At 62.8% G+C, this 16,956-nt stretch carries 13 protein-coding genes; 4 read left to right on the forward strand and 9 right to left on the reverse strand.

Going from position 1 to position 16,956, the window contains the following annotated elements:
- Positions 1-47 precede the first annotated feature (47 nt).
- Together ACT7B3_RS07800 and ACT7B3_RS07805 are read left to right on the forward strand one after the other, a co-directional pair.
- A complete protein-coding gene (locus ACT7B3_RS07800; RefSeq protein WP_445157497.1) occupies positions 48-1,271 on the forward strand; it encodes an O-antigen ligase family protein in 1,224 nt (407 codons plus the stop codon).
- Positions 1,272-1,314: 43 nt separating this feature from the next.
- Positions 1,315-2,427 (forward strand): glycosyltransferase family 9 protein, encoded by a 1,113-nt coding sequence (locus ACT7B3_RS07805; RefSeq protein ID WP_445157498.1) that lies wholly within the window; start codon positions 1,315-1,317, stop codon positions 2,425-2,427.
- Positions 2,428-2,440: 13 nt separating this feature from the next.
- Here the strand turns inward: ACT7B3_RS07805 and ACT7B3_RS07810 are convergent, their stop codons facing one another.
- Entirely contained in the window at positions 2,441-3,493 is a 1,053-nt protein-coding gene (locus ACT7B3_RS07810; protein ID WP_445157499.1) for a glycosyltransferase family 9 protein, read from the reverse strand.
- 304 nt (positions 3,494-3,797) lie between these two features.
- Between ACT7B3_RS07810 and ACT7B3_RS07815 the strand changes: the two genes are divergently transcribed.
- Entirely contained in the window at positions 3,798-4,598 is an 801-nt protein-coding gene (locus ACT7B3_RS07815; RefSeq protein WP_445157500.1) for a glycosyltransferase family 32 protein, read from the forward strand.
- Between the two features lie 398 nt (positions 4,599-4,996).
- A complete protein-coding gene (locus ACT7B3_RS07820) occupies positions 4,997-6,490 on the forward strand; it encodes an SLC13 family permease (protein WP_445157501.1) in 1,494 nt (497 codons plus the stop codon).
- Between the two features lie 134 nt (positions 6,491-6,624).
- On the opposite strand, the gene ACT7B3_RS07825 is transcribed toward ACT7B3_RS07820, so the two are convergent.
- The 8 genes from ACT7B3_RS07825 to ACT7B3_RS07860 form a co-directional block, all read right to left on the reverse strand.
- Positions 6,625-10,050, reverse strand: a complete 3,426-nt coding sequence (locus tag ACT7B3_RS07825; protein WP_445157502.1) for an AAA domain-containing protein — start codon at positions 10,048-10,050, stop codon at positions 6,625-6,627.
- Between the two features lie 398 nt (positions 10,051-10,448).
- Positions 10,449-11,396: an electron transfer flavoprotein subunit alpha/FixB family protein gene (locus tag ACT7B3_RS07830; protein WP_445157503.1), complete on the reverse strand. Its 948-nt coding sequence runs from the start codon at positions 11,394-11,396 to the stop codon at positions 10,449-10,451.
- On the reverse strand, positions 11,393-12,145 hold the full coding sequence (locus ACT7B3_RS07835) for an electron transfer flavoprotein subunit beta/FixA family protein (protein ID WP_445157504.1): 753 nt from the start codon (positions 12,143-12,145) through the stop codon (positions 11,393-11,395). Before ACT7B3_RS07835 ends, ACT7B3_RS07830 begins: the two co-directional genes overlap by 4 nt.
- The gene (locus tag ACT7B3_RS07840; protein ID WP_445157505.1) at positions 12,142-12,810 is read right to left on the reverse strand and encodes a TetR family transcriptional regulator; all 669 of its coding nucleotides are present in this window, start codon (positions 12,808-12,810) and stop codon (positions 12,142-12,144) included. Before ACT7B3_RS07840 ends, ACT7B3_RS07835 begins: the two co-directional genes overlap by 4 nt.
- A gap of 21 nt (positions 12,811-12,831) precedes the next feature.
- Positions 12,832-13,599 (reverse strand): SDR family oxidoreductase, encoded by a 768-nt coding sequence (locus tag ACT7B3_RS07845; protein WP_445157506.1) that lies wholly within the window; start codon positions 13,597-13,599, stop codon positions 12,832-12,834.
- Between the two features lie 94 nt (positions 13,600-13,693).
- Positions 13,694-14,998 (reverse strand): spinster family MFS transporter, encoded by a 1,305-nt coding sequence (locus ACT7B3_RS07850; RefSeq protein WP_445157507.1) that lies wholly within the window; start codon positions 14,996-14,998, stop codon positions 13,694-13,696.
- Position 14,999: 1 nt separating this feature from the next.
- Complete coding sequence (gene dmpG / locus ACT7B3_RS07855; protein WP_445157508.1) at positions 15,000-16,034, reverse strand: 4-hydroxy-2-oxovalerate aldolase; 1,035 nt, start codon at positions 16,032-16,034, stop codon at positions 15,000-15,002.
- A 9-nt stretch (positions 16,035-16,043) separates the two neighbouring features.
- The gene (locus tag ACT7B3_RS07860; RefSeq protein WP_445157509.1) at positions 16,044-16,955 is read right to left on the reverse strand and encodes an acetaldehyde dehydrogenase (acetylating); all 912 of its coding nucleotides are present in this window, start codon (positions 16,953-16,955) and stop codon (positions 16,044-16,046) included.
- Position 16,956: the final 1 nt, after the last annotated feature.

The following is a 16,956-nucleotide window of genomic DNA, read 5'->3' on the forward strand; positions in this document are numbered from 1 at the left end:
GGTAGGTCTTAGTGAACGTGACAATGGCCAGTCCCGCCAGCGGGGCCATGCGCAATTACACCAGCCTTGCTGCCTTTCTCCTCATGGCCATTGCCCTGGTGGTGCCCAGTGGATACTCGTTGGGGGCGGTCATGCTGTTGCTGGGCAGTACGGTCCTGCTGTTTGCTCGCAAGGGGCCGGCACTCGAGAGGCGTGATTGGTGGATCGTGGCCGTTCTCGTTGCCATTGCGCTGGTTTGGATCGCCGAGGCCTGGCTGGATGGCCAAGGGTCTCGCGGCATGGATAAGCCCATTCGCTTCATTCTGGCCGTGCCGGTGCTGATGCTGCTGTTGGCCTATCCTCCCCGGGCTGGGGCTTTGTGGGCCGGGTTGGCGGTTGGTGGGTTGCTGACCGGCAGTTGGGCGCTGTGGCAAAAAGCAGCCCTGGATGTGGAGCGAGCCTCCGGTTACACCTATGTGATCCAGTACGGCAATATCAGCATGCTGACTGGCATTCTGTGCCTGGCGGGCATGGGGTGGGCGGTGAAACAGCCGCGGCGGGGCATGTGGCTGGCGTTATTGCTTCTGGGGTGTGTCGGCGGTGTGCTGGGTTCGCTGCTGTCTGGAACCCGGGGCGGCTGGATTGGTATTCCAGTGGTGCTATGGGTGCTCTACCGTGGCTATGGCCGCGACTTGCCTCACCGATGGAAAGCCAGTGCGCTCTCGGCACTCTTGATCATCGGTGCTCTTGCCTATGCGCTACCCCAAACCGGCGTGCAGGCTCGTGCGGCAGAGGCCGTTGAAGACGTATACCTTTATTTTGTCGAGGATTATCGCCTTACCTCAGTGGGTGCCCGTTTTGACATGTGGCATGGTGCTTCACGCCTCATCGCCCAAAAGCCGGTATTTGGTTGGGGCACTAGTGGTTACCAGGAGGGCATGAGGGAGCTGGCGGAAAGAGGGGTGATCGACCACGTGACGGGCCAGTTTGGCCATGCTCACAACGAATTCATCGATGCCGCTGCCAAGCGCGGTATTTTCGGCTTGCTCGCGGTGTTGGCGCTGTACCTGGTACCAATGCGCCTGTTCGCTCGCCAGTTGAACGCGCCAGACCTTGAGCTGCGGGCCTTGGCGGTGGCCGGCGTGTTGCTGCCCGTTGCCTATTTTGACTTCGGACTGTCCCAGGTCTTTCTTGCCCATAACAGCGGCGTCATGGTGTATGCCTTCCTGCTGCCTGTCATTTGGGCGCTTTTCCGGCAGGCGGAGCGGAAGCAGAAGCAGGCTCTCTCGTGAACTGGGGCGATAAGATGAAGCACGCAAGGGCACGGAAGGATGCATGGCCATGACCCGGTTGATTCACCGCATACGTGCATGGCGGGATGACACGCGACGTTCCATCGTAAGCCGCTTGTTCGATGAACACAGGCCTGAGATTAAGAAGCTGGATGGACTCCGCCGGGTGCTGTTCGTGCGCTGGGACGCCAAGTGGGGCGATTCAGTGGTGTTCTCCTTCGTGCCTCGCGAGCTGCAGCAGTACGATATTTCAGTGGAAGTGATCGCCACCAGTGAGATGGCGCCGGTGTTTCGCGATCAGTTCGGGGCTGATGCCGTTCATGAGACGAAGAAGCGTGCCGGCTATGGCGAGATTCGGCGGCTGGCTAGAGAGATTGGCCAAGTCGACCTGGTGGTTTTCTTTAGCCACTTGGCCAACCACCGGGCCATTTTCCTGCTCAGCCAGTTGCAGGCGCGCCATGTAGCGGCACTGGACGACAGATTGGGCCTGGTTGACCTCAAGTTGGGGGAGGCAACGCGTGGCCAACATTTTGCCGATAAGTACGTTACGCTAATGAGCCGCTGTGGGTTCGAGAATGTGGATACGCGCTATATCGTGCCGCGTGATGTGGCCAGTGAGGCGCGGGTAGCGGCTTTTCTGCAGGAACGTCGCCCCTTTGTCTGTTTCAATGCATATAGCAAGGGCCGTGCCCGGAGTTTGACCTTGGAAACCAGCCAGCGCTTGGTCGGACTTCTACTGGAGCGGTTGCCCGGTCACGATGTATGTGTGCTTTCTGCACCTGGTAAACAGCAAGAGGTCGAGGCTTTGTGCCACGATACGGAGGCGCAGCGTCTTTTCTACCTTCCCGATACGCAAACCATCTATGACAACATTGCCCTGATCGCCAAAGCCGATGCGCTGGTTTCCGGCATTACCGCCACGGTGCACATGGCCGATGGCTTGGGTGTCCCTTCCTTTGTTTTGTTTCCCTACGACCCGGTTGATCGCGACGACTGGCATAGCCGCCATCCGCTCTCGATCAATATGCTGGCCGAGCCCAGCGATCCCCTGGATGTGAATCGGCTCGATTGGACTCTTGTTGAGAAGCAGCTCGATGCCTTTGTTCGGGCGCTGCCGCAGGCGCATGCCGCGGAGCCCGTGGCTCCGAGGGAGTGATGGCGTCTTGGGCTCAGGCTTGGGTAAGGGGGTGGAGTTTATGGATCAATTTGTCCAAGGCGTTGAGATATTGCGTTAGCGGCACCTCTCCAAGCGGCCCCTTGACCACTGCTACTTCATGAATGCTGGCGCGGGGCTGCCAGACTGGCTCCAGGCGGTGGTAGAGACCGAGCGTGGGCACGTCGTAAGCACTGGCGATGTGAATGGCTGCCGTGTTGGGAGAGATCAGCATCTTGGCGTGCTTGATCATGGTGGCACTGTGCAGAATGGTGGGCTGGCCGGGGTAGACGTGCACATAGGGGAACTCCGCTGCCAATGCCTCGGCTTTTCTGCGACCAGCAGGATCATAGGGGATCACGATGACGAGTCCCAGCGCGTGGTAAATGGCTGGAATCATTTCCCTGGCCTTGCTCAAAGCCACCTGGCGCTCGGCAATGCTGCCATCCAGGTTGAAGACCAGGTAAGGCCCTAGCGAATCCAGCCAAGGCTTGACCTCGTTCTCAACTGCTGGGGGGATAGGCAGCTCGAAGCGAGCGGCCACCTCGGCAACTCCTGCCTCTTGCATCAGGCGTGCCCAGTTCTGAGGCGGCGATGCATCGTGGTACTTTTCCGCCAGGCGATTGCAGTAAGGAGCGAAGAGCTTCATTCGTGAGCCGCTGAGCTGCAGGTTCATGCGTGCACGCAGCGTCCCGGTGAAGACGATCGCGGGCGTGGAGATCAATGCCGTGCCTTCTACGCACAGGTCGACCCGGCCGTGGCTCCTGCGAATCTCATGCGCCACCTGTCTCACCGCACGGTAGTCGCGATCATGGGCGACCGTGAACACTTCGATTCCTTCTTTCTTCAGCGCTTCGTATATCGGAGCGCTGCGCTGTGACGCCACGATGCCAAGCCACGTTGCGCCACGCGCCTGCAGGGCGCGTATGGCAGGGAAGATGCCCATACCATCGCCGATGGATTTGGGCATGAAGATGACTGCCGAACGAATCGTGCCCGGATCGAAGGGATCGGGCCGGTAGTCGTACCATCTTTCCAGCAGGTACCGGCCCACGCGTCTGCGGTTCATGAATTTCTTCCTGAAATTAAGCCGCTTCGTATGGGCAGCTTAGGCTTGCGATGCGCAGCAGAGTAAACCACGCCGGCCAGGGGGCTCAAGGGGCTGCCTGGCATGGGGCCTTCGCCTAGTTGCCGAATAGGCTTTAACTGACGTTTTTCGCCTGAAGCCAGTTCTGACCATGGGACCGAGTACGTTGAAAAATCGAACTATTTTTTTCGCGAACCTAGGGGCTGGCATGCTAGGTTAACGGCTTCCCAGAACCGTGCGGGCTGGGGCGTGTCGTAGCTGGAGTCACCATGAAAAGGGGAAGTGAGTGAACAACATTGTCGTATTGGCCTTTGCCAGGCTCGTGAAACTGCTGGCCAACGTGACCAAGCTGGCCGCCTACGCCTTTCACTTCCTTTTACCTAACAAGCGCTTCACTATTCCCGAGCGGGCCGCGCCGTGGTGGCCATCGAAGCGTGCGGCTGAGGCGACGGTACCGCGCATCTTGTGGCAGACCAACTTCACCGACAAGGCGACGCTGCCGGTCTACCTGAACTACCTGTTCAACCGCCTGATGGCGCCGGGCTTCGAGTATCGCTTCATGATCACCGAGGCCCGGGCAGTCTTTATCCAGGAAAATTTCTCGCCCGACATTTTCGAAGCTTACGCTCGTTTGCAGGTAGGCGCGGCCCAGGCCGATTTCTGGCGTGTGCTGGTGCTGCAGAAGCACGGCGGGGTTTACCTGGATATCGACGCCCATGCCGTATGGCCGCTGGCACGGATCGTCAAGCCCGAGATGGAAGAGCTGTTCGTTACCACCAAGCGGGGCGATATCAGCAACTACTTCATCGCCAGCAAACCGAACAATCCGCATCTCGCTTTGATCGTTCAGACCATACGCAACAATATCGAGGACGTGGCCGACAAGAATATCTTCGAGCTGACCGGCCCCGGGGTGTACAACAAGGTGCTGCCCCGGGCAGAGGTGCGCACCCGTTCCTACCGCTATACCTGCAACCAAGGCAACTTTACCAACGAGTATTTTCAGTACATTGACAAGCCCCAAGGTAAGTGGACCAAGGAGCAGCACCAAGTGGAAGTGGTACGTAAGCGAGAGACTGTTGAATAAAATTCAATATTTCCTGCTTTCTCGATGAGTTTTTGAGAAGGTTTGGCTTCGTATGCCGAAGTGTGACGATCCCCTGTTTTCTGCACACTGGCATTTGCGGCTTAGGAGGTGCAGAAGCCAGAGGGGCATGATGCTGCAAGGGCGACATCATTCATTGGTCGCAGCCCTGCAGTCCATCTTCGCAGTGAGTGGCCATGAACCGGCGCCGTATGACTGAGGCCCAAGTAACCGTGTCACGCTGTGTGCTGATAACTTTTTGAAAGTATTGGTTGTTTGTTGGGTTGTCTTCGCTCCTTGCCGAGCGAGTGGGGTATGCCTTCCAACCTGCTAGGTATTGGCCGCGCCGGTAAGACAGCGTTCAGACTTGCCTGTCTCGTCATGCGACTCAGGTGAAGAACATGTCACAAAACACCGGGACGGTCGGGCAGGCACCTTACGCGGAAGCTACGGCCTTCAAGCCCGTATCCTTGGTCCTCGGCCTCACCATCGGCCTTGGGGTATTTTTCCTGCTGCCCGATTCACTTGCACTAAACGCGCGCATCGTGGCGGGCATTGCCATGCTGATGGCCACTTGGTGGATGACGGAGGCAATACCCATTCCCGCCACGTCGCTGCTACCACTTGTGCTGTTTCCTTTCTTCGATATCGCCTCTGTAGGGGCCACGGCTTCGCCTTACGCGCACAGTATCGTCTTTCTGGTATTGGGCGGGGTACTGCTCGGATTGGCAACGCAGCGTTGGAACCTGCATCGCCGCTTTGCACTGCTTACCGTGGGTACCAAGCCGGCACAGATCGTCTTCGGCCTTATGTTCGCCAGCTGGTTCATCACCATGTGGGTCAGCAACACTGCCACCGCCGTGATCATGATGCCGATTGGCGGCTCCATCATCGCCTTGGTAGCGTCTTTGGGTAACGGCGACGATACGCCTAAGTTCTCGGCTGCGGTACTGCTCGGCATCGCTTACGCCATTACTATCGGTTCCATGGCGACACTGATCGGTCAGCCGCCTATGGCGCTGATGCGCGCCTATATGGAAGATACCTATGGACTCACCATCGGCTTCGGCCATTGGATGCTGATGGGCGTGCCGTTCTCCTTTACCATGTTGATGTTAGCCTGGGTCGTGCTCAACAAGCTGGTGTTCCGCTCAGAAGTCGACGACATCCATGGCGGGCGACACATGATCGAGACAGAGCTCAAGGCGATGGGACGGCTCACTGTGGAAGAGCGCCGCGTGCTCATGGTGTTTGCTGGTGCGGTGTTCTGCTGGGTATTCCTGCCGCTTATTGCCAGGATCACGGCCGTCCAGGAGGCGATGCCCTGGCTGTCGAATATCAATGACACCAGCGTGGCGATTCTTGCCGCCATCCTGATGTTCGTGATTCCTGCGTCGAAGGGTAGGGGCGCGCTGCTCGAGTGGACGGCCACCCGCGACGTTCCCTGGGGCGTGCTCATCCTCTTCGGTGGCGGCTTGACCCTCTCGGCCCAGTTCACCGCGACCGGTCTGAGCGCTTGGATCGGTGAGAGCGTCTCGGGAATGGCTGGGATGCCGCCTTTGCTAGTGCTGTCCGTCACGGCCATGGTCATCATTCTGCTCACCGAGCTGACCAGCAACACCGCGACGGCAGCGGCCTTCTTCCCGATCATGGGCGCCATTGCGGTCGGTCTGGGCATTGAGCCCTTTTTGATGACCATTGTGGTGACCTTCGCCGTCAGCTGTGCCTTCATGCTGCCGGTTGCCACGCCCTCCAACGCGGTGGCCTTTGCTACCGGCGATCTGCCGATCAAGCACATGATCCGTGCTGGCATCTGGCTCAATCTAATCGGTCTGCTGGTAATCATCGTGTCGCTCTACACCATTGTGCCGCTGGTGTTCGGCGTTGCGTTCTAAGCGATAACCGGCAGTCCTAGACGGCGCCCGCGTGGCGCCGTCTCCGTTTTTGTGACAGGTCAGGGCAAATCGCCGCTGCGGACCACGGCCTTGCGTTCGTCATTGAGCTGATGATCGGCTTTCGGACCAGCAAGTTAGCCAACCTCAGACTTCTTTGCAGAACTCTGGCTTGGCAGCAGCATATCTCCAGCAGGAAAGCCCTCCAGACGGGCGCTACACTCGTCGAAATACGCGAAGCGCCCCCAGGCCACTCGATCCCCCACCATATAAAGCCGACGCTTCGCACGACTCACGGCGACATTGACCAGATTCGGTCTTTCGGAGGCCCAGGCTTTGGCGCCGTTACGCGCCGGATCACCTCCCAATACCAGGATGACCACGTTGGCCTCACGTCCCTGTACGGTATGGATGGTGCCCGCGCGCAGTCCGGGATACTCCTTGGCGACGGTCTGCAAGTTCGACACCACGCTACGGAATGGGGAGATCAAGAAGATCTCCTCGGCGGCGACGTTTGCCTGCTGCAACTGCTGGATCAGCGCCCGAACCGCGTCACCCTCCGCCGGTATCCAGTGGCCGCGTGCGTCCCTGGCCGGAATGTTGATCCAGGCACTGGGGGGAAGGTCGAGCGGCTCATTGGACTTGCCGTGCACCATGGCATTGGCATAAGCGACGGCATTGGAAATCTCGAACATCGGACTGTCACAACGGCGATGCACCAGGAGGGGCATGCCGACCCAGGTATCGCCAATCCGACTACCGTGTGAGCTTGCCTGATCGGCGAGAGCCTGCACGGAAGTGAACCCGGGTAGCCAATCGGTGCTGACGTCATGGCTGGTCGCCAGCACGCCTTGGAGTCGATCCGGCACCGTGACGACCGGCTGAAGCTGGAGCGGATCGCCAACGACCAAGGCTCGCCGGGCGCGCCATAGGGCACCCGCGGCGGCCTGTGGCGTCGCTTGCCCAGCCTCATCAATCATCAGCCACCCAATGCTCTCACGGCCGAGATGCTGAAACTGCCGATGGAAGGAGGCAAACGTCGTGGAGACCACCGGCACCAGCAGGAACAGTGAAGCCCACAGGGATTGCGCCACTGGCGCCTCGAGGTCTGCCGGCGCCTCGCCTCGCAATAACTTCATCATCCCACGCAGGTTGTGCTGCAGAGGCTTGCCCGCGCCAAAGACAAAGGCGTCATGCAGATCCAGGGCGGCGATAAAGACCCTCATGCGCGCAGCATCCCATTCGGGATCGGCCCAGGGCGACAGTACCTCCTTCACCTGCGGTGGCTCACGCATATGCTTGAGCGTGACACAGTGGGCCTCGCCGAAGGTCGCCCGGTATTGCGCGACTACCTGGGTATAGCCCTGGTAAGCGGACTCGAGATTGGCCATCGACGAGACGCGCTCATCAATCGCTTTCTTCTGTCGGATGTGCCTCTTCTCGGCACTAACAAGCTGCTGCTTCGTTTCCCGGACACGTGCCAACTGATCGGGGATCGCAGCCGCCAGCGCCTCCTCACATAAGGACTCGCACGCCGCCAGGAGTTTCTCTTGTGCAGCAAACCAGGCTTGCTCACATTGTTTCAATGTCTGGTGAGCCTTGGCATAGTCCGCCTCGTGCTGGTCACGCAATGCCTCCCAGGCAACGACGCGCCTCGAGGTAAAAAGGCGATGCCACAGCTGGAGAGCTCGGGACGGGCGATGGTCGTTATGGTGGTTCCTGTTCCTCTCGGCGCGCTGTGCCTGCTTCTCGGCTTCCGCCCGCTGACGCTCGCGGACCTCAATGCGCATCGTCGCCTCGACTTGCTGGCGCTCACGCGCCTGGCGGACCTCCGCAAGCGCCTGCGCTTGTGCTTGCTGGGCCAGGGCGTAGGCATGGCGGCAACGTTCCAGCTCTGCCGCGATGTCGTCGTGTTCACCCTGTAAACGGCGAATCTGCTTGCGCAGCGCGTCGATCGACTTGGCTTCACGCTCCATCAAGGTTGCACGGTTGAATACGTGCTGGCGCTCGTGACGCAATCGCGCCTCCTCGGCCAGGGCGGCCTGGAAGGCGTGAACGGCTTCATTCCAAGGCAGAATGCCGCTTGGACGCTCGCCCTTGAGCGTGATATGGGCACGCCGATGCCCAGGTTCCTTAGGTGATTCGTTCCCCCAAAAGGCATCCGCGAAGGTGCGGCGATTCGCACTGCGGCCCAGGCAAGCCGCCAACAGTGACCACGCCTCCTGTCCCTCGGGCAGCAAGGTCGAGGCAATCTCGGTAAAGGGGCTCTCTCGCTGGGCCAGCCGCGCATCCACGTCCTCGAGGCGAGGGAATTCCAGCGTGATGTTCTCCACCGCGCCATTGTTACTCGAAGCGACAACGATCCCGAAGTCACTCAGCGAGGCGTCAAGGCGGCTGTATTTTTGCTTCCAGCCTGCGGTCGCCCAGGCGTCCACCAGCGGGGCGAATGCCGCGGCCGGCGTCGAAAACCTCGCCAACATCTCGGCGCGCTGAACAATGACCCCCGCCACGATATCTTTGAGCAGGGTGGTCTTGCCGGTACCGGGGGGGCCATTCACAGCCACCATCCCGCCTGCGCTCCCGCCCAGGGTGCGAAACGCATGATTGACCGCGAGCTGCTGACTGAAGACAAGGGGAAAGCGGCCTTTGCCAGGCCAGCGACCCTTGGGGTAGCGGGCAGGTTCCAACAGCTGCCAGGCCTGCCTGACGTCTTCGCGTAGATCGATCTGCTGCAGCGGACGTTGGCCCAGGTATTGCGCCAATGCCGACCCTATTTCCCGGCGTGATACCGCGGCCTGCACCTGCGCTAGATCGGTCAGGAAAAGACTGTTCAGCATTCCCAGCTCCGAACTCGCCAAAGCACTCACCGTTGCCGGTGGGGAAGGCTTGGGTTCGCGCGTGTCGGCCTCTTTGGGCGGCTCGACGATATCCTCAGGCAATGAGGAGGCAGCGCTGGGCGCCGGATTGTCTCTCGCGCTGCGTTGGCGCCGGCAATTCACACGACACCGGAGCGTGTTGAGCGCCTCAGTCGGCAAGTGGAGCCGATGAAAAAGCCAACCCAGGAAGTGATCCAGCAGCTCAGAGGTCAGTGGCTCCCCAGCAAGCTCTGCAGCGAAGCGCTCGCGGATCTCTGCATCCACTTCATTGAAGGCTTCTACCGTCAATGCCTCGCGGGGAAGGGTGGTCTTCCCGCTGGCTTGCAAGCGACGCAGCACGCCGTATGCCCAGGCAAAGGTCGGGATGACGAGGGAATCCGCAATGGCATAGCCCGCACTTGACACCTGGAATCCCAGCGAGGCCGTACCCTGCGGTTCGCGTTCGTCACGTACCACGGTGGGTACCTCGTCGCCCAGCCAATCCTCGATTTCGGCGCGTGCCGCGTTGACCAAGAGGGGACCGGCGTAAACCGCGTAGACCCACTCTTCGGCCGGCTCGCCCCGAGTGGCGTAACGGCGCGCACGGGTACCGTCTTTCACACGCAGGTCAACTGCATCGCACCGGTAAGCGCGATGGGGATGGCCGAGCTCCCAGGGCAGGGGATCGCTCGCGCGGATGTTGTACACCGGCTCCCTCACATCGCGCCCAGGATCTGCCTTGGGCACTGATGCCGGCGTCAGCCATTCCACTACTCGCCAAAATTGAAGGATATCGTGAGGTGCGTCCATTGAGTGCCAGCCGATCAGCTTTCTGGATGATCTGACAGCGTATCAGATCGCCCTTATATCTGTTCGAGATAGCACCACTATGCCCGCAGGCACCGATTGAACCGTACCGGGATTGCCGAGGCTACGGGCCAATCCATCGCATCACGTTCGGTTACCGCTGCCATGAAAGCTCCACTGTCGAAGAAAAAAGCCGGCGGGTCAGAGTTCGACTCCTCGCCGCCGGCAAGCCGAGAGAGCTTTTGGCTCCGCTGTGATGACGCCAAGGCGGCTAGGGCGCTGGACGCCTGGGCGTTTGTCTACAGGCTGTTTTCCAGCTCCGGAAGCGCCTCGAAGAGATCCGCCACCAGCCCGTAGTCCGCCACCTGGAAGATCGGCGCCTCCTCGTCCTTGTTGATGGCCACGATCACCTTGGCATCCTTCATGCCGGCCAGGTGCTGAATGGCCCCGCTGATGCCCACGGCGATGTAGAGCTCGGGCGCGACGATCTTGCCGGTCTGGCCCACCTGCATGTCGTTGGGCACGAAGCCGGCGTCCACCGCGGCGCGCGAGGCGCCGATGGCCGCGCCCAGCTTGTCGGCAATGCCGTCGAGCAGCGTGAAGTTCTCGCCGCTGCCCATGCCGCGGCCGCCGGAGATCACCACCCGGGCGGCGCCCAGCTCGGGGCGGTCGGACTTGGCCAGCACCTCCTTGAGGAAGGTGGACTGGGCGCTGTGAGCGACGAAGTCGACCGCCTCGACGGCACCGCCGCCCTGACCTTGTTGAGCGCCGACCGCATCGAAGCCGGTGGTGCGCACCGTGATCACCTTGAGAGGATCCTCGCTCTGCACCGTGGCGATGGCGTTGCCGGCGTAGATCGGGCGCTTGAAGGTGTCGGCATCGACCACGTCGACGATCTCGGAGATCTGGGCCACGTCGCGCAGGGCGGCCACGCGGGGCAGCACGTTCTTGCCGGTGGTGGAGGCAGCCGCCAGCAGGTGGGTGTAGTCACCGGCCAGCTCGTTGAGCAGCGCCGCGGTGGGCTCGGCCAGCAGGTGGGCGTAGGCGACGTGGTCGGCCACGCGCACCTTGCTCACGCCGTCCAGCCTGGCGGCGGCCTCGGCGATGGCGAAGACATCTCGGCCTGCCACCAGCACGTGGATCTCCCCGCCGCCGTGCTGGGCAATCTGCCGGGCGGCGGCCACCACATGGGCGGTGGCGCCGGCCAGGGTGCCGTCGTGATGTTCGGCCAGGATCAGAATGCTCATGCGACCACCTTCGCTTCGTTCTTCAGTTTGTCGACCAGCTCATCCACGGAGCCCACCTTGATGCCGCCCTGTCGCTCGGCCGGCGGCTCGACCTTGAGCAGCTTGACCTTGGAGGCCACCTCGACGCCGAGATCCGCCGGGGTCGTGACAGAGAGCGGCTTCTTCTTGGCCTTCATGATGTCCGGCAGCTTGGCGTAGCGCGGCTCGTTGAGGCGCAGGTCGGTGGTGACGATGGCGGGCAGGGTCAGCTCGACGGTCTGCAGGCCGCCGTCGACCTCGCGGGTTACGACCGCCTTCTCCCCCTCGACCCTCACCTGCGAAGCGAAGGTGCCCTGGGGCAGGTCGGTCAGCGCAGCGAGCATCTGGCCGGTCTGGTTGTTGTCGGTGTCGATGGCCTGCTTGCCGAGAATGACCAGGCCCGGCCGTTCTTCTTCGACCAGCCTGGCCAGCGCCTTGGCGACGCCCAGCGACTCGACGCGCTCGTCGGTCTCGACATGAATGGCCCGGTCGGCGCCCAGCGCCAGCGCAGTGCGCAGCTGCTCCTGAGCCGCCTTGGGGCCGACGGTGACGGCGATCACTTCGGAGGCGATGCCTGTTTCCTTCAGCCGCACCGCTTCTTCCACGGCGATCTCGCAGAAGGGGTTCAGGGCCATCTTGACGTTGGTGAGGTCGACGTCGGAGTGATCCGCCTTGACCCGGATCTTGACGTTGTAATCCAGCACGCGCTTGATCGCGACGAGCACTTTCATGACTGCTCCTCTTTCAGGCAGGGAGATGGGACTGTCGGGCAGGGATAGGCGTCAGGTGAGCGCATCAGAAACAGCATGGTCTCGACCATATGCATTCCTTTCTCCTTGATGGGACTGGTAGGGCTGGTCATGAGCCAGTGCCGGTAGAGTCCCGTTAACAGGTTCTGCATGATGTCGGCGGCGCTCCCGGGCGAAACGGTGGGGGACAGCTGCTGCCGTTGGGCTGCCCGCTGAAAACCGTCGAGCAGGGCCTGGCGAAGCTGCCCAGAGGAGTGGAGATGAAAGGCGTGGATATCCACTCCCTCGCAGTGGCTGCCGTTCAGGATAAAGATGCGATGCGCACGGCGGTTGCTGTCGATATCGAGCTCTTCCAAGCCAGCTCGGCACGCCTGTCGGATGGCTTCCAGCGGCATGGCAACCGGCTTGAGACGCTCATAGGTCGTCAGGTACCGCTGGAAGGGCAGGCGCGTTGTCTCGAGCAGCTCGCGGATCAGCGCTTCCTTGTTTTTGAAATGAAAGTAGAAGGCCCCACGAGTGACTCCGGCATGGCGAGAAATGCTCTCGAGCGTCGAGCGGGCGATGCCCTCTTTCAGAAATACCTCCTGGGCAGAGCGCAGCAGACGGTCTTTCGTGCAGGAGGCATCGCTACGGGTGTCCGGGTTCATCGCCGCATCCTTTTACATCTGTCAGAAAGCATCCGGGCGGGTCATGGCATCCATGCCGCCGTCGGCGTGGATCACCGCGCCATGGATGAAGCTGGCCAGGGGCGACTGGAGAAAGGCCACCAGCGAGGCGATCTCCTCGGGAATGCCGGCGCGTCCCATGGGGGCGACGAACTCGCGCACTGCCTTGCCGAAACGGGGGTCTTCCTTGGAAGCCTGGTGCAGAGGGGTTTCGACGGCGCCGGGAGCCACTACATTGAGCCGGATGCCCGCTTTGCCCCAGGCCGGTGACAAGCGCCGTGCCAGCCGGGTAACGGCGCACTTGGAGGCCGCGTAGACGGCCGACGGCTGGTCGAGCTCACGGGCCTGGACCCGGGCAGCCTCTTCGTCGCCGCCAACCAGGGTGTCCAACAGCGGCAGGGGCTTGCCCAGCACGTGGGTGGCGGCGACGGAACCGATGACCAGGGCGGCGGGGTGCTTGCCTTTGGCCAGCAGGTCCTGGAGCCCGTCGAGCAGTGCGACCACTGCAAAATGGTTCACGCTGACGATCAGGCCCGGGTCCGGGGCGGTCACGCCGACGCCGGCACAGCAGACCAGGCCGTCCAGGCCGTCCTTGCAGCGGTCGTGCAGTTCGTCGATGACGCGCTGACGCTCGTGGGGCTGGGAAAGATCGGCCTGAATCTCGCTGCCTTCCAGGTCGATGCCGATGATCCGATGGCCCTGGTCTTCCAGGGCCTGGCGGATGGCGCGACCGATTCCCGAGGCGCAGCCGGTGACAACGGTAGTGGGCATAGGACTCTCCATGAACAGAGGGGTGATGGACCATGTCTCGGGGTAATGGGAAAAGTGTGTCGTGCAGGACGAAGCGCGTCCTCGTCCAGCGGGACTAGGCCGTTCGCTGGGCCCTGTCGGGGGCGGGCTGCACGATCCGGATCACTCGCTCGGTGAGCAGCAGCGCAACGAGCGGCATCACGCAGCAGAGCAGCAGGGCGTAGCGCAGCGACTCGCTGCCGGCGTGCGGAGCGATGAGATCGCTGAGGGTGCCGACCGCCAGGGGCCCCACGCCGACGCCAAACAGGGTGACCGCGATGGTCTGGAAGGCTAGGGCGGTACTGCGGATCGAGCTGTCCACGAGCTGGGTCAGGTAGCTCAGGATGGGCCCCACCCACCAGACGGCAAAGAAGCCGTTCAGAGCGCACCACAACATCGCAGTGGGCACCGGCAGCGGGCCCAGTTGGATCAGCGTCTGAGGCGGCCAGAGCAGGTACAGCAGCATGCACAGCATGCCGATCGAGTGGCCCAGCTGGGGCAGGCGAAGCTGCCAGGCGGGGCCGTGGTGGCTGAAGCGGTCCGCCAGCCAGCCGCTGAAGAGCATGCCGATGGCAGCGGAGCCGCCGCCGATGAACCCGGCCAGCATGCCCGCTTCGCGCAGGCTGAGGCCGTGGCTGCGCACCAGGAAAGTGGCGTTCCACATGCCGTAGGCGTTGGCGCCCAGGGTGGTGACGGCGCTGGTGATGATCAGCAGGCGGTAGGCGGGGCGCGACCAGAGATCGGCAAGGCTCGCCCGGAGCCCCTGGAGGGGCAGGCTCAGCCGCGAGGCAACGTCATGGGCGCCGCGCTGAGGCTCGCCCACCAGGGAGGCAAGGACCAGGGCCAGCCCCATGGCAGGCAGGCCCACCAGCACGAAGGCGGTACGCCAGCCGTGCAGCCCGACCAGCCAGGCGCCGAGGCTCATGGCGACGATGGCCGCCAGGGTGGGCGCCGAGGTGAAGCAGCTGATTGCCAGCGCCCTCCGCTCGGGCGGGTAGAGGTCCGCGATCAGCGACAGGGAGGTGGCGGTCACCGGCGCCTCGAAGATGGCCACCAGCATGCGGGCCAGCACCAGGACGACGAAGCCGGTGGCCAGGCCCCCCAGCAGGGTGGCCACCCCCCAGCAGAGGGCACAGATCGCCAGCAGCCGCGTGCGCGGCATGCGGTCTGCGAGGCGCCCGGCCCACAGCCCCACGCTGGCATAGATCAGGGCAAAGGCCAGGCCGGTGACCAGCCCCATGGCGGTGTCACCGACCCCGAACTCCGCCTTGATGGGCTCGATCATGACCGCCAGGATCTGGCGGCCGATGAAGGTATCGATATAGAGCAGGGTCAGCAGCAGCAGCAGGCCGTGACGACGCCAGGCGACCGGAACGGCCATCCTAGCTGGCCTGCCGCTGGCGCTCGCGGGCCATGGAGAGGGCCGTATCCTCGATCATGTCCTCCTGGCCGCCGACGGTGCCGCGACGGCCTAGCTCGACCAGGATGTCGCGGGCCGGCACGCCGTACTTCTTCTCGGCGCGCTGGGCGAAGAGCAGGAAGGAGGAGTAGACGCCGGCATAGCCCAGGGTCAGCGCATCGCGGTCGACGCGGATCGGCTGGTCCATCAGCGGCACGACCCGGTCTTCGGCGACATCCATCAGCGCGAAGAGGTCCACGCCATGGCTGACCCCCATACGCTCCAGCACCGCCACGAAGACCTCCAGGGGCGTGTTGCCCGCGCCGGCGCCGAGGCCCGCCGCCGAGCCGTCGATGCGCGAGGCGCCGGCCTCGATGGCGGCCAGGGAGTTGGCGATGCCCATCCCCAGGTTGTGGTGGCCGTGGAAGCCGACTTCGGTCTCCGCGCTCAGCTCGGCGCGCAGCAGGCCGATCCGGGCGGTCACGTCGTCGGGCAGCATGTAGCCCGCCGAATCGGTGCAGTAGATGCAGTTGGCGCCATAGGCCTCCATCAGTTTGGCCTGTGCCAGCAGCTGCTCCGGCGTGATCATGTGCGCCATCATCAGAAAGCCGACCGTATCCAGGCCCTGCTTGCGGGCCAGGCCGATGTGCTGCTCCGAGACGTCGGCCTCGGTGCAGTGCGTGGCAATGCGCAGGGTCGTGACGCCGCAGTCCTGAGCCATGCGCAGGTGGTCGGTAGTGCCGATGCCCGGCAGCAGTAGCGCCGAGATCCGCGCCTGGGTCATGCGCGGCACCACGGCGCGCAGGTACTCCTCATCGCTGTGGGCGGGGAAGCCGTAGTTGAGCGAGGCGCCGCCCAGGCCGTCGCCGTGGGTCACTTCAATCAGCGGAATGCCGGCCTGGTCGAGGCCGGTGGCGATATCCACCATCTGGTCCAGGGAGATCTGGTGCTGCTTTGCATGCATGCCGTCACGCAGCGACATGTCATGCAGGATGATGTTCTTGCCTTGTAGGTTCATGAGGTCTCCTCAGGCATCAGCGGTGTGCAGGGAAAGAGTGCCGGCCAGCATCTCCTGGGCGAAGCTTTCTGCGGTGCGGGTGGCCGAGGCGGTCATGATGTCGAGGTTGCCGGCGTAGTGCGGCAGGAAGTCGCCCAGGCCCTCCACCTCGAGAAAAATCGAGACCTTGCGGCCGTCAAACACCGGGCCGTTCTTGAGCTGATAGCCGGGAACGTAGCGCTGCACCTCGGCGATCATCGCCTGCACCGAACGGGTAATGGCTTCCCGGTCGGGCTCTTCGGCGGTCAGGCAGTGGATGGTGTCGCGCATGATGATCGGCGGCTCGGCGGGGTTGATCACGATGATTGCCTTGCCCTGCCGGGCACCGCCGAGCTGCTCCACGGCCCCGGCGGTGGTGCGCGTGAACTCGTCGATGTTCTGGCGTGTGCCGGGCCCTACGGAGCGTGACGAGACGGTGGCGACGATCTCGCCGTACTCGACGGCCTGGACCCGGCTCACCGCGTGCACCATGGGGATGGTGGCCTGGCCCCCGCAGGTGACCAGGTTGACGTTGAGCCCCGGGGCTTTCAGCAGCTGCGGGAGGTTTACCGGCGGTATGCAGTAGGGGCCGATGGCTGCCGGCGTCAGGTCGATCATCAGCACGCCTTGCTCGTTGAGCAAACGGGAGTTTTCGGCGTGGGCGTAGGCCGAGGTGGCATCGAAGGCGATGCGAATGTCATCGGGCCCGATGTAAGGCAGCAGCCCCTCGATGCCCTCCGCGGTGGTCTTGAGGCCCAGCGCCTGGGCGCGCTTGAGTCCCTCGGAGTCGGCGTCGATACCGACCATCCAAACGGGCTCAAGCACCTCGCTGCGAAGCAGCTTGTACAACAGGTCGGTGCCGATATTGCCCGACCCGATCAGGGCACAGCGTATCTTGCTCATG

The sequence above is a fragment of the Halomonas sp. E14 genome, from assembly GCF_052568415.1.